General features: G+C 65.6%; 11 protein-coding genes. 5 read left to right on the forward strand and 6 right to left on the reverse strand.

Annotation, left to right across the window (positions count from 1 at the left end; translation table 11 throughout):
* Positions 1–20 precede the first annotated feature (20 nt).
* From OKW27_RS29110 to ada, 4 genes are all read right to left on the reverse strand, one after another.
* Positions 21–536, reverse strand: coding sequence for a hypothetical protein (locus OKW27_RS29110; RefSeq protein ID WP_429335538.1), 516 nt, complete (start codon positions 534–536; stop codon positions 21–23).
* 223 nt (positions 537–759) lie between these two features.
* Positions 760–2,376: a glutamate--cysteine ligase gene (gene gshA, locus OKW27_RS29115; RefSeq protein WP_429335539.1), complete on the reverse strand. Its 1,617-nt coding sequence runs from the start codon at positions 2,374–2,376 to the stop codon at positions 760–762.
* Positions 2,377–2,601: 225 nt separating this feature from the next.
* On the reverse strand, positions 2,602–3,522 hold the full coding sequence (locus tag OKW27_RS29120) for a DNA-3-methyladenine glycosylase family protein (protein ID WP_429335540.1): 921 nt from the start codon (positions 3,520–3,522) through the stop codon (positions 2,602–2,604).
* On the reverse strand, positions 3,519–4,679 hold the full coding sequence (gene ada, locus OKW27_RS29125; RefSeq protein WP_429336604.1) for a bifunctional DNA-binding transcriptional regulator/O6-methylguanine-DNA methyltransferase Ada: 1,161 nt from the start codon (positions 4,677–4,679) through the stop codon (positions 3,519–3,521). The genes OKW27_RS29120 and ada overlap by 4 nt, the downstream gene beginning before the upstream one ends.
* A gap of 1,172 nt (positions 4,680–5,851) precedes the next feature.
* On the opposite strand from ada, the gene OKW27_RS29130 reads away from it, so the two are divergent.
* A complete protein-coding gene (locus OKW27_RS29130; RefSeq protein WP_184060970.1) occupies positions 5,852–6,277 on the forward strand; it encodes a VOC family protein in 426 nt (141 codons plus the stop codon).
* 44 nt (positions 6,278–6,321) lie between these two features.
* Here the strand turns inward: OKW27_RS29130 and OKW27_RS29135 are convergent, their stop codons facing one another.
* Together OKW27_RS29135 and OKW27_RS29140 are read right to left on the reverse strand one after the other, a co-directional pair.
* Positions 6,322–6,876: a YaeQ family protein gene (locus OKW27_RS29135; protein WP_026228986.1), complete on the reverse strand. Its 555-nt coding sequence runs from the start codon at positions 6,874–6,876 to the stop codon at positions 6,322–6,324.
* A 142-nt stretch (positions 6,877–7,018) separates the two neighbouring features.
* Positions 7,019–7,996 (reverse strand): LysR family transcriptional regulator, encoded by a 978-nt coding sequence (locus tag OKW27_RS29140; RefSeq protein WP_090802307.1) that lies wholly within the window; start codon positions 7,994–7,996, stop codon positions 7,019–7,021.
* A 172-nt stretch (positions 7,997–8,168) separates the two neighbouring features.
* Here OKW27_RS29140 and OKW27_RS29145 point away from each other — a divergent pair, with 172 nt between their 5' ends.
* The 4 genes from OKW27_RS29145 to araH all read left to right on the forward strand — a co-directional run bounded on the left by OKW27_RS29145 (position 8,169) and on the right by araH (position 13,513).
* Positions 8,169–9,626 carry an aldehyde dehydrogenase family protein gene (locus OKW27_RS29145; RefSeq protein ID WP_429335541.1) on the forward strand — a complete coding sequence of 486 codons (1,458 nt, stop codon included), beginning with the start codon at positions 8,169–8,171 and terminating at the stop codon, positions 9,624–9,626.
* Positions 9,627–9,777: 151 nt separating this feature from the next.
* Positions 9,778–10,782, forward strand: coding sequence for an arabinose ABC transporter substrate-binding protein (locus tag OKW27_RS29150; protein WP_429335542.1), 1,005 nt, complete (start codon positions 9,778–9,780; stop codon positions 10,780–10,782).
* A 92-nt stretch (positions 10,783–10,874) separates the two neighbouring features.
* Positions 10,875–12,434 (forward strand): L-arabinose ABC transporter ATP-binding protein AraG, encoded by a 1,560-nt coding sequence (gene araG, locus OKW27_RS29155; protein WP_429335543.1) that lies wholly within the window; start codon positions 10,875–10,877, stop codon positions 12,432–12,434.
* A gap of 74 nt (positions 12,435–12,508) precedes the next feature.
* Positions 12,509–13,513 (forward strand): L-arabinose ABC transporter permease AraH, encoded by a 1,005-nt coding sequence (araH, locus tag OKW27_RS29160; protein WP_429335544.1) that lies wholly within the window; start codon positions 12,509–12,511, stop codon positions 13,511–13,513.
* Positions 13,514–13,636: the final 123 nt, after the last annotated feature.

Genomic DNA, 13,636 nt, shown 5'->3' on the forward strand with positions numbered 1-13,636 from the left:
CGCTGCGGCCACCGCTCGATCTATTGCGACATCGCCTCGCCATTCGGCAGCCTGGTCGTGTTACGGGGCGTCGTCTCCGGATGCGTCGCATCGGGCGCGTTCTGCGATGGCGTCGCGCTGCCTTGCGGCGCGCTGGCGGCTGTGCCCGTGGTGCCTCTCACATACTGCTTGAAATCCGCACCGGCTTCCCACGGATTCGGCTTGCAGCCGAGCGAGCTGTCGCAATGCGCCGAAAAGCCGATCGTGGTGGTGCCATCGGGACCTGCGGCGCGCGTGATCTCAAACGCGAGCGCGCGCTTGCCGCCGTCCGGGCCGGCGGTCTGGATCAGCGAGTCGTTAGCGGTCTCGATCTTGTACTTCGAATGACTCGCGACCCACGTTTGCGCCCGTTGCCACCAGAGGTCGCATTCGGCCTTGTTCGAACACGTCAACGGCCTGGTCGCGATCTGCATGACATCGGGATCGACCTGACCCTGGGTCGAGCATGCCGTCGTCGCCAAGAGACACAGCGCGGCCACCAGAGCTTTGTTCTTCACGTCGATACCTCCCCTGTGGAGCATGTCATAAGATTTTGGACTACCCCATCGAAGCGGTGTTTCACCCAGATCAGAGAATCGCGACGTCGCGCGGAGTATTTGCCGATTCCGCGGACGCCTGAAGAGCGCAATCCGTAGAGGTTACCTGCGCGTTACTCGGGGCAAAGAAAAAGCGGCCACGTGGGCCGCTTGAAGCACTTCCGGGATGCTGTGGTCCGAACGCTCAGACGCTGAAGCGATTGAGCGTATAGGCCCGATACGCAGCGACGAACGCATCGAACGAACCAACCTCGTCGCGTTCGAGCTTCGCCTGTTCGTCGAGCGATCGCACCGCGAGGTCGGCAAACGCCTTGGACTGCGCGGCATCGAGCGGACGCGCACGGAAGTACGCGGCGTGCGCTTCGCTTTGCGCGAGGCCGAACGCGAGGAAGCTTTGCTGCTGGTCGCGCATCGTTTGCAGCACGCGCGCCGATGGCGTCAGCGACACGTCCGCGAGCTTCGCGCGTTGCGCGGCGACCGCGCGCGCGTGTTCGTCACCGCCCTTCAGGCTGTCGAGCACGGCCGCCGCGGCGTCGATTTTCACGAGCAGTTCGTCGGCCCAGTCGATCATCGCGACCGGCTTGCCGTCGCGAACCAGTTCGAGGCCTGGCTTGCGGCCTTCCATCGTCACGCGGCCGAAGTTCCGGTTCGCTTCGGTGTACGCGAGCGGAGGCAGGGACGCGCTGTCGTCGAGCGCGCACACGAGCAGGTACGCGTCGAGAAAGCGCGACGTTTCGAGCGAAATGCCGGCCGGCTCGAACGGATCGATGTCCATGCAACGCACTTCGACGTATTGCACGCCGCGCGCGGCGAGCGCATGCAACGGCCGCTCACCCGGATACGTGACGCGCTTCGGACGGATCGTCGAATAGAACTCGTTTTCGATCTGCAGCACGTTGGTGTTGATCTGCACCCACTCGCCGTCGCGTTGCGTGCCGATCTGCTCGTAGGCGGGATACGGCTGGCTCACGGCTTTCGCGAGCGCGTCGAGATAGCCGGGCAGCGTGTCGTAGTCGGCGTGCAGCGCGGCTTGCGCGGCCGTGTTCGAATAGCCGAGATCGCTCATGCGCAGGCTGGTCGCGTACGGGCGGTACAGGGTGTCGGCGTCGAACGTATCGAGCGTGTGTTTGCGATCGCGGAGAAAGCGCCGATCGAGCGCCGGCGACGCGCCGAACAGATACATCAGCAGCCAGTTCGTGCGGCGGAAATTGCGGATCAGCGCGAGGTAGCGGTCGGACTGGAAGTCGACGGCGTTCGCGGTGGATTGCTGATCGGCGTGCAGCAGGCGCCACAGGTCTTCGCTCAGCGAATAGTTGTAGTGGATGCCCGCGATGCACTGCATCGTGCGGCCATAGCGCAGCGCGAGGCCGACGCGGTACACGTACTTCAGCTTGCCGATGTTCGAGGTGCCGTAGTGCGCGATCGGAATGCCATCGTCGGTGGCGGGCAACAGTCCCGGCATCGAGTTGTTCCACAGGATCTCGTCGCCGAGTTCCGCGTAGACGAAACGATGCAGCACGTCGAGTTGCGCGAGGGTTTCGGCGGCGTCCTGCTCAGCCGGCGTGATCAGCTCGAGCAGCGCCTCGGAGTAGTCGGTCGTCAGCGACGGGTGCGTGAGCGCCGAGCCGAGCCCGCGCGGATGCGGCGTCATCGCGAGCTGGCCGTTGCGCGTCACGCGCAGGCTTTCCCTTTCGATGCCGCGCAGGCCGCGTATCAGCACATCGCGCTGCGGGCTCGAGTCGAGCACGGACAGGCGGTGCGAAAGCGCGTCGGTCGTGCAGGAAGGTGTGGTGTTTGGCATTGATGCAAGTCGGGCGTTGCCGGTCGCCGTGTATCGCCAGACGATTCACAGACGGTATAGCGGCTGACAACGTTCGGCGGAATTTTCAGTAGCGGGCACTTTAACATCTCGCCAGAACCGCTGCTTGCGGCCGCTTCGGCGGAGTTTCAGCGGGCACGTCGAGGTCGCGCTGAGCTACGCCATCGGGATCGGCATCGGCATCGGCACGTCGCGACGACGCTCAGCTCATCCCCCGCGCGCAGCGCCCGCCCGATCCGCCACCTCGTTCCACAGATGCATCGCGGCATACGCGCGATACGGCCGCCACGCGTCGGTGCGGCCGCGCTGCTGCGCGGGCCGTACGAGCGAAGGATCGCGCGCGCAGATCGATTGCATCAGCACGAGATCCGCCTCGGGCCATGCATCGGGATCGCGCCATGCACGCATCGCGACGTATTCGACGGTCCATGGGCCGATGCCCGCGAGCGCGAGCAATGCGGCACGCAGGCTCGCGGCATCGACGGTGTCGCTGCTGTCGAGCGGCACGTCGCCGCTCGCGACCGCACGCGCGAAGCCCTGCAACGCGGCGACGCGTTTGCCCGGCATGCCGATCTGCGCGAGATCGACTTCGGCGAGCGCGGCCGGCGTCGGAAAACGCCAAGCGGTGTTTTCGTGCGGATGCCCGTCGATGGGTTCGCCCGCTCGCTGCACGAGCCGTCCGATGATGGTCGTCGCGGCCTTCACGCTGACCTGCTGACCGACGATCGCGCGCACCACCAGTTCGAAGCCGGACCACGCGCCCGGCACGCGCAGGCCGGGCACCGCGGCGACGAGCGGCGCGAGCCACGGGTCCGCCGCGAGTCCGGCGGCGATCTTCCTTGGATCGGCGCACAGATCGAACATTCTTGCGATTGGCGCGGCGAGTGCGTCGGCGTGGCGGCTCGCCGGCCCCTCGATGCTCGCGACGATGCAGCGCTTGCGCGGATGCAGCCGCACGCCGAGTGTGCCGCTGTCGCCGTTCCAGTCGATCGCGCGACGATACGCGCCGTCCTCGACGGCTTCGACGCCAGGCGTCGCGCGGCCGCTGAAAAAGCGCAGCAGCCGCGGCCAGTCGAACGGTGCCTTGAACGGTAATTCGAGAGTTGCAACCTCGTGAAGCGTGCTCAAGCGGCGTGATCCAGTTGGGAGTTGTGGGAGTCGGCATCTGTGCGGCTTGCGTCGCGGCGGGGCGCGTCGCTGGCTGAAACGCCGCCTGCGTGCTGCGCCTCATTGTCGAGCAACGCGGCCTTGCGCGGTAGCCCCCAGCGATAGCCGGCGAGCGCCCCGCCCTTCTGCACGACGCGATGGCAAGGAACCGCGAGCGCGACCGGGTTGGTCGCGCATGCGCTCGCGACGGCGCGCACCGCCCGCGGCGAGCCGACCGCCTCGGCGATCTGCGAATAGCTGCGTGTCTCGCCGTACGGGATTCGCCGCAGCGCATCCCACACGCGCTGCTTGAATGCGGTCGACGCGATATCGAGCGGCAGCTCGAAGTCCTGGCGCGTGCCGCGCAGATACGCGTCGATCTGTGCGATGAACGGCGCGAGCCGGCCGGCGTCTTCGCGCAGCTCGGCATTCGCGAACTCGCCGCGCAATTCGTCGATCAGCAGCGCGGTGTCGTCGCCGAAACCGATCTTGCAGATGCCCTTGTCAGTCGCGGCGACCAGCACGAAGCCGAGCGAGGTCGGCGCGCTCGCATAGCGCACCGTCAGGCCCGCGCCCTTGCGGCGATACGCGGACGGCGCCATGCCGAGCTCGGCCGGCGCGCTGTCGTACATTCGCGACGGCGAGCCGAAACCGGCGTCGAGCGTCGCGCGCGTGACGTCGGCGCCGCCCTGCAGCGCATCGCGCAACGCGGCGCCGCGTTGCGCGGCCTGGTATTGACGCGGCGAGACGCCGACCACGCGCTTGAACAGGCGCTGCAAATGGAACGGGCTCACGTGCACGGCATCGCTCAGTTGCGCGAGCGTGAGGCGCTGCTGCGGATCGGCGTCGAGCGCGGCGCACGCCCTGGCGACGATGTCGAGCTCGCGCGGCAGGCCACCGGGCTGGCAGCGCTTGCAATCGCGAAAGCCCGCGGCGCGCGCGGCGGCGGCATCGGTGAAGAAAGCGACGTTTTCGCGGCGCGGCTGGCGCGACGCGCACGACGGCCGGCAGAACACGCCGGTCGTCCTGACCGCGTAGAAGAATGCGCCGTCGGCATCGCGGTCGCGGTGGGTGACGGCGTCCCAGCGTTCGTCGTCGGTGCGCCACTGGGTGGTGTCGACGTCGGCGGCGGCGCGCATGGGGGCGGAATGGCGAGTGGTGGCGTTCATGATGTCATGGGGCCCGGATGGGCAGGCAGTGTCGATGCTCATCAATCTAGGCCCGAACGCTACACAGTACGCGCCGGATCTTGCTCTGTCATTCGGACGCGCTTGTCCGTACCCATAGTGGGGTCAAACCCGGCAAATCGCAATCCGAAGCGCCTTGGAATGCCCTGCGGCCGGATGTTTTGCCTCAAACTGCGGCAATTTCGCACGATATCGGGTTTTCCCTTAAAAAGTTATTGCGTCGCACCAAGCCGATGTGTATATTAGTGCTTGTCTCCTCCATGTCTCCTCCTGATATGGATTCAGCCCGCTCCACTTGAGCGGGCTTTTTTTTGGTGCGCCAGGCATGGCGCGTAGCGCCGTGACTGGCGCTGTCCGACCCGCTGTGGTGGCGAGCCGGATGACTTGGGGGTGAAAGTCCTCTGCACACCCGGCAAGGGGAAGTGCTAGCTGAACGGCAAGGGTGTCCGTCGTAAGGCGGAATCTGAAGGAAGCCGCAGGCAAAATGCTGGCCTGACGAACAGGAAGCGGATATCAGGCGGTGTGGCGGGGGGGTGAGCAGTCCAAGATCTGTAAAGCCCAATACTTGCACGGAACGCCACGACGTAGATCCGACAGGCATAAGCAGGAAGGTCGCGCGCATTACCCTGGGAGCCCCGTCAGTCTGCCTTGTGCTACTGGCATCGCAAGGTGCCGGGATGGGCTGGCGGGAGTCAGCAGAGGCCATAGTAGCGGCTCGGAACCGGAGCAGTGAAGGGCCGAACCTGACGAGAGTGGATAGTCACGCGTGCTCTCTGAGCGTTTGGGCACAAGTCTCGGCACAGCCGGGAGCCTGCGATCAAACTTGACGGCCGGAAGCCTGAGAGAGGTTGGGGTGTCCATTGAACGACAGGCGACACGACGAACGAAACGAAGCTCGCTGGAGCAATCCAGTCGTCAGGAAACGCCGGATACGTGATCCGTACGTCCGGTGTTGTGGGAGGACGGCGGGGGCAACCCCGCCTCCTACCCGATCCTGCGGTTTTTGTCCGCGCCTGGTTTGCATTTGGTCCGGTTCGCCCACGACTTCCCGCCGATCCACCCCGCCCTTTCCTTTCTCCTACACTTCCTAATCGGTTCTCCGAACTAGCGAAAGGGCGTTCGACATGAAAATCCACATTCGCGAGATCGACCACGTCGTGATCCGGGCGACGCAGGTCGAAACCCTCGCGCGCTTTTACTGCGACGTACTCGGTTGCAGTGTTGAAAAGGAGCAGCGCGAACTCGGCCTCACGCAACTGCGCGCGGGCCGATCGCTGATCGATCTGCTGCAGGTCGGCGCGAAGCTCGATCGCGCGGAAAACGGCGCGGCGGGCACGGGGCGCAACATGGACCACCTGTGTCTGCGCGTCGAGTCGTTCGACGCCGACGCGTTGAAGGCGCATTTGAGCGCGCATGGCGCGCGGCTCGGCGAACAGGGAGTGCGTTATGGCGCGGACGGATTCGGGCCGTCGCTGTATCTGTTCGACCCGGAGGGCAATATGGTCGAGCTGAAGGGGCCGCCGGAAGCGGCGCGGGTCACGTCGCTCTGAATGCGAGAACGAAGCGGCGCAAAAACTGGTTCAGACCTGAGCCGTCACGCATCGGCGGGCGCCTTGAGTACGGTCCAGTCGATCTTCACCGCATCGGCTTCGGCGCTGCCGAGCCATGCTTCGCCGTCCTGCACCGTGCATTGCAGCCGCATCGTGCGTTCGGCAAGCGAGCCGAGCGATGCCGCGACGTCTTCGCCGAGCGTCCAGACCGTCACGTTGCGCAGGCGCTCGACCTTGTTGCGCACGCCCTGCCACCAGATTTCCGAAGTACGCCCGCCATACGCGATCACGACCACGTGATTCGCCCGCCCGCTCGCCTTGGCGATGCGGCGCTCATCGGGCTGGCCGACCTCGATCCACGTGTCGATCGCGCCGGTCAGATCCTTCGCCCACAAATCCGGTTCGTCGACATCCGACAAACCTTTGCAGAACTCCAGCCGTTCCTGCGCGAACAGCGCGAACGCGGCGACGCGGACCATCATCCGTTCGTCGGTTTCGGAGGGGTGACGGGCGATCGTCAGCGAATGGTCGGCGTAATAGTGCCGGTCCATGTCAGCGATCTGCAGTTCCGCCTTGTATATCGTCGATTTGAGAGCCATGCCGTTGCTAAACCAGGCGCTCGCTCCACCGGAGCGCAGCGAAAATGAATCGTCGACGGCGCGTTGCCGTTTCTTGTGTTTGCTGTACATCGTATGTTCCTCCCGCGCCGTTAGCCGGTGCCTATGACACAGAAGGAAGCATTTACCGGGCCACCGCAGGTTCCGTGGCCGTGCCGTATACGTCGCGAGCCGCATCTCGCAGCGCGTCGAGCACGACGGCGGCCGCCGGCGACAACAGATGCGACTGGCGCGTGATGATACCGAATGTATCCATCCTGCAAGGCAAATCGATCGGTACGCGCTTCAATACCCCGTACTGTTGGTACTGGCGCGCCACTTCATCGGGCAATACCGCCAACATGTCGCTTTGCAGCAGCAGGCTCGAAATCGCGAGGAAGTTGTTCGTATTGACGACGTTCTGCGGCGGATTCAGGCCGATCTGCGAAAACATCAGATCGAAGCGATGGCGCAGCACGCTGCCCGGCGGATGCAGCACCCAGCTCGCGTTGACGATGCCGCGCAGCGTCAATCCCGTTTCATTTTCGAGCGGATGGCCCGGACGCGCGACCACGCACAGCGGTTCGTCGGCGAGCGGTTCGTAGCGCACGTCGGTCTTGAACTGGTTCTGCCTTTCGAGCACGCGGCCGATCATGATGTCGAGATCGCCTTCGGCGAGCCGCGGCAGCATCACGTCGGAGGTCTCGACCTCGGTCCAGATCTGCAACTGCGGATAACGCGCCTTCACGCTCGCGATCGCGCGCGGCACCATCGTCGCGGCGGCCGCGGCGATCACGCCGATACGCACCTGACCCGCGAGCCCCGAGCGCAGCGCCGAGATTTCGTCGTGCGCCTGGCTCAGGTTCGACAGCACCATGCGCGCGTGGCGGATCATCACCTCGCCGTACAGCGTCGCATGCATACCGTGCGGCGTGCGGTCGAACAGGCTCACGCCGAGCATGTCCTCGAGCTCTTTCAACAGGCGCGACGCGGCCGGCTGCGTCATGCCGAGCACGTCGGCCGCGCGGCGCACGTTGCCCTCCTCCTCCATCGCGGCAAGCAGCAGCAACTGGCGCGTCTTCAGCCGCGCGCGCACGAACCAGTTCGAATAGCTACGCGTCATCGCAGGGTCTCCTGGGTTTTTACGAGCGATTTTTGTACGTTCTTCCTCTGAAGCTCCATGATGCCATACCGAAACTGATATCGGAGAAGCCTAAAAAGGGATTGGAAAGTTATTGGGCCGGCTCATACCATTCGTGGACTTTTGTGAACTTACGGTGCGCTTTTTTTCGCCGATGAACCGCGATCCGCTCGTCCCCCTCGTTGCCAGCCCGTTTCGCCATTACATCAATGGCGGATGGGAGACTGGCGCGACCACGGGCGTGTCGCTCAATCCGTCGGATCTCGACGAGCCGGTCGGCGAATACGTGCGCGCGGACGTGCGGCAGACCGACAGCGCGATCGAGGCTGCGCACGCGGCGTTTCGCGACTGGTCGCTCGCCTCCGCACAGCGCCGCGCCGACGCGCTCGACGCGATCGGCAGCGAAATGCTCGCGCGCCGCGAGGAGTTGGCCCGGCTGCTCGCGCGTGAAGTCGGCAAGGTGCTGCCCGAGGCGCTCGCCGAAGCGACGCGCGCAGGGCAACTGTTCAAGCTGTTCGCGGCCGAGGCGCTGCGCGCGTTCGTCGAGCCGCTCGCGTCGGCGCGTGCCGGCGTCGAAATCGACGTGACGCGCGAGCCGCTCGGGGTGGTCGGCATCATCGCGCCGTGGAGCGCGCCGCTCGCGATCGCCGCGGCGAAGATCGGCGCCGCGCTCGCGCACGGCAACTGCGTCGTCTACAAGCCGGCCGAATCGGCGCCGGCCTGCGCGGCGGCGCTCGCGTCGATCGTCAGTCGCGCGGGCTTGCCGGCCGGCGTGTTCAACCTCGTGATGGGCAGCGGACGCAAGGTCGGTGCGCGCATCGTCGCACATCCGCTCGTCGCGGCGATCAGCTTCACCGGTTCGTCCGATACCGGCACGCGCGTGCTGCAGGCCGCCGCGACGCGCCAGGCGCGCGTGCAGCTCGAGATGGGCGGCAAGAATCCGTTCGTCGTGCTGGCCGACGCCGATCTCGACGGCGCGGTCGACGCGGCGCTCACCGGTGCCTTCAGCGCGACCGGCCAGCGCAGCACGGCTGCCGCGCGGCTGATCGTCGAACGCGCGGTGTTCGCGCCGTTCGTCGACGCGTTGCAGGCAAAGCTCGCGAAACTCACTGTCGATCACGCGTTGAAGCACGGCACCGATATCGGCCCGGTGGCGAACGTCGCGCAGCTCGAACGCAATCTCGACTACGTGCGCGTCGGCGAGCAGGAAGGCGCGCAGTTGCTGCGCGGCGGGCGGCGACTGGAGCGCGCGACGCGCGGCTATTTTTTCGAGCCGGCGCTGTTTATCGGCGAATCGGAGCATCGCATCGCGCGTGAAGAGATTTTCGGGCCGCTCGCGGTCGTGCTGCGCGCGGACGATTACGAACACGCGCTACATCTCGCGAACGACACCGCCTACGGACTGTGCGCCGGCATCTGCACGCGCTCGCTCGAACGCGCGCGGCATTTTCGCCGCCACGTGCAGAGCGGTCTCGTCACGATCAATCTGCCGACCACGGCCGTCGAGCATCACGGACCCGGCGGCGGGCGCAAGGCGTCGGCCTATGGCGCGAGCGATGCCGCGTTCTGGACCGCCGCGAAAACGGCGTACCTGGCGAGCTACCAGCAATGAGCCGCGCCACCGTTTTCACCGCGACTTGCGCGAACCGCCCGGCGTGCCGCGCGCAGATCCGCCCCGATTCGCGCGACGGCTGACGCCGCCCGCGTTACCCCGCTGCGACTACACGACATCAATGCAGCTTTTCACCCTCAGGAGACAGTAGATGACCAGCAAGCTTCGCCGTTTGACCCTGACCGCGATGGCCGCCGCCGCCCTCGCCGCCCCGTTCGCCGCACAACTGTCCGCCCACGCGGATGAGCCGCTCAAAGTCGGCTTCCTCGTGAAGATGCCCGAACAGGCGTGGTTCATCAACGAACAGAAAGCCGCGACCGCGCTCGGTAAGAAGGACGGCTTCTCGGTCGTCAACATCGGCACGCCCGACGGCGAAAAAGTGCTGGCCGCGATCGACAACCTCGGCGCGCAAGGCGCGAAAGGCTTCGTGATCTGCGCGCCCGACGTGCGCCTCGGACCGGCGATTCAGGCGCGCGCGAAGCGCTACAACATGAAGTTCGTGACCGTCGACGACCAGCTGGTCGATTCGACCGGCAAGCCGCTGGCGAACGTGCCGCACCTCGGCATGTCGGCCTTCAAGATCGGCAACCAGGTGGGCCAGGCGATCACCGACGAAATGAAGCGCCGCGGCTGGAAGCCTGAGGAAGTCGGCGCGCTGCGTATCACGGACTATGAGCTGCCGACCGCGAAGCTGCGCACCGACGGCGCGACGCAGTCGCTGCTCGCCGGCGGCTTCAAGAAGGAAAACGTCTTCGACGCGCCGCAGAAAACCACCGACGACGAAGGCGGCTTCAACGCGGTGTCGCCGGTGCTCGCGCAGCATCCGAACATCAAGAAGTGGGTGATCTTCGCGCTCAACGAGGAAAGCGTGCTCGGCGGCGTGCGCGCGACCGAACAGCTGCATATTCCGGCCGCGGACGTGATCGGCGTCGGCATCAACGGCGCGGGCGAGGCGTTCGCCGAGTTCCAGAAGAAGGAACCGACGGGCTTCTACGGCACGATCGCGGTCAGCTCGACGAACCACGGCAAGGAAAGCACCGAGAACCTTATCGAATGGATCAAGGACGGCAAGCAGCCGCCCGCCGACACGCAAACCACCGGCAAGCTGATGGTGCGCGGCAACTGGCAGGACGTGCGCAAGGAACTGGGTATTTAAGCGAGGTTCTCGCAGCAGACGGCGGGCCGCCTCGTGCCTCGCGTTTAGCGCGAGCGCGGCCCGCTCAGCTTTCATCCGTTCGAGGTTTTTCGATGACGTCCTTATTCACCGGGTCTCGTGCCGGCGAGGCGGTGCGCACGCCCTCGCCTGCATCGACGCCCGCATCCGACGCCCCCTATCTCCGGCTCGACGGCATCACCGTGCGCTTTCCGGGCGTGCTCGCGCTCGACCAGGTCTCGCTAGAAGTGCGCCGCGGCGAGGTGCACGGCCTGATGGGCGAAAACGGCGCCGGCAAATCGACGCTGCTGAAGGTGCTGTCCGGCGTCAATCATCCTGTCTCGGGCACGTTGTCGCTCGACGGCGTCGAGCAGCAGTTCGCGACGACCAAGGCGGCGATCGCCGCGGGCATCGCGATCATCTATCAGGAACTGCATCTGGTGCCGGAGCTGACGGTCGCCGAGAATCTGATGCTCGGCGCCCTGCCGAATCGCTTCGGCGTACTGGACGAAAAGGCTTTGGTCGCGCGTGCGATGCGCGAGCTCGAACGGCTCGGCGAAAAGCTCGATCCGTCGCAGCAGGTCAAGCATCTGTCGATCGGTCAGCGGCAGATGATCGAAATCGGCAAGGCGCTGATGCGCGACGCGCGCGTGATCGCGTTCGACGAACCGACCAGCTCGCTGTCGTCGCGCGAAACCACGCAACTGTTCCGCATCATCCGCGCGCTGAAGGCCGAAGGCCACGCGATCATCTACGTCACGCACCGGATGGATGAAGTCTACGAACTGTGCGATCGCGTCACCGTGTTTCGCGACGGCCGCCGCATCGATACCTTCGAGGCCGGCGCGGGACTCGACCGCGATCGGCTGATCCGCTGCATGGTGGGGCGCTCGATCACCGATGTGTACGGCTATCGCGCGCGCGAGCACGGCGACGTGCAGCTTCAGGTCGACGGCCTGATGGGACCGGGCCTGCGCGAACCGGCATCGTTTTCGGCGCGCAAGGGCGAGATCGTCGGCTTCTTCGGGCTCGTCGGCGCGGGCCGCTCCGAGCTGATGAAGCTGATCTACGGCGCGCTCAAGCCGAGCGCCGGCGAGGTCGCGCTGAAGGGCAAGCGCGTGCAGTTCGCCACGCCGCGCGACGCGGTGCGCGCCGGCGTCGCGCTGTGTCCCGAGGATCGCAAGCAGGAAGGCATCGTGTCGATCGCGTCGGTGTCGGACAACCTGAACATCAGCTGCCGCCGCCACTTCAGCCGCTTCAACGTGCTCAACGGCCGCAAGGAAGCGCAGACCACGCGTGAGTTCATCGGCAAGCTCGCGATCAAGACGCGCAACGGCGACACGCCGATCGGCACGCTGTCCGGCGGCAATCAGCAGAAGGTGATCCTGTCGCGCTGGCTCGCCGAAGAGATCGACGTGTTCCTGATGGACGAGCCGACGCGCGGCATCGACGTCGGGGCGCGCAGCGAGATCTATGGGCTGCTGTATGGGCTCGCCGAGGCGGGCCGCACGGTCATCGTCGTGTCGAGCGATCTCGCCGAGGTGATCGGCGTGACCGATCGCGTGATCGTGATGAAGGAAGGCCGCATCGTCGGCGATCTGCCGAAGGCGCAGGCCACGCCGGATGCGCTGATCAAGCTGGCATTGCCGCGCTGATCGCCCAACGGATCGCGCCACCAGACCTCTTACCGAATATCGCAACGAAAACGGCATTGAATGGAACAGACATCATGAATACACCTTCCACCGATTCCTCGACCCCCGCCGTCGCCTCCGTGGGCTTGACCGCGCGCGCCGCGCGCACCTGGGACCTGATCAACAAATCCGGCATCGTGATGGTGTTCATCGTCCTGTTCGCGGTGCTGTCGTTCACGGTCCCAGACTTTCTGAGCACGCGCAATATCCAGGGCCTGCTGCTGTCGGTCACGCTGATTGGCTCGATCTCCGTCACGATGATGTTCGTGCTCGCGCTCGGCGAGGTGGACCTGTCGGTGGCGTCGATCGTCGCGTTTTCGGGCGTGGTGGCTTCCGTGCTGATCACCGCGACGCACAGCGTGTTAGTCGGCATCACGGCCGGCGTGCTCGCGGGCGGCGCGGTCGGGCTCGTCAACGGCACGCTGGTCGCGCGCTACAAGATCAACTCGCTGATCGTCACGCTCGCGATGATGGAGGTCGTGCGCGGCCTCGCGTACATCACGTCGAACGGCGACGCGGTGATGATCTCCGAAGAGCGCTTCTTCGAGCTCGGCGGCGGCTCGTTCCTCGGCATTTCTTATCCGATCTGGAGCAACATCGTCGGCTTCGTTCTGTTCGGCTTCCTGCTGAAAAAGACCGTGTTCGGCAAGAACGTGCTGGCCGTCGGCGGCAATAGCGAAGCGGCTGTGCTCGCGGGGCTGCCCGTCACGCGGATCAAGATCACCGTGTTCGTGCTGCAAGGCCTCGTGACCGGCTTCGCGGGCGTGATGCTCGCGTCGCGCATGAGCCTCGGCGATCCGAAGACGTCGGTCGGGCTCGAGCTCGGCGTGATTTCCGCGTGCGTGCTCGGCGGTGTGTCGCTGACGGGCGGTGTCGCGACGATCTCCGGCGTGCTGGTCGGCGTGCTGATCATGGGCTCGGTGCAGGACGCCATGAGCCTGCTGAACGTACCGACGTTCTATCAGTATCTGATTCGCGGCGGCATCCTGCTGCTTGCGGTTCTGTTCGACCAGTACCGCCGCAGCAAGCGCGTGCACTGACGCGCCGTTGCTCGTGGCCGGTTTCCTGCGCTTTGCGAGAAGGCGTACTGCCGATGCGGGTCGATAAAACCCGCATCGGCTTTTTTATTGCAGGTGAAGCCTGGCAAGTATCAAAAGCAATAA

This window comes from Paraburkholderia sp. 35.1 (genome assembly GCF_050436525.1).
Lineage (GTDB): Bacteria > Pseudomonadota > Gammaproteobacteria > Burkholderiales > Burkholderiaceae > Paraburkholderia > Paraburkholderia tuberum.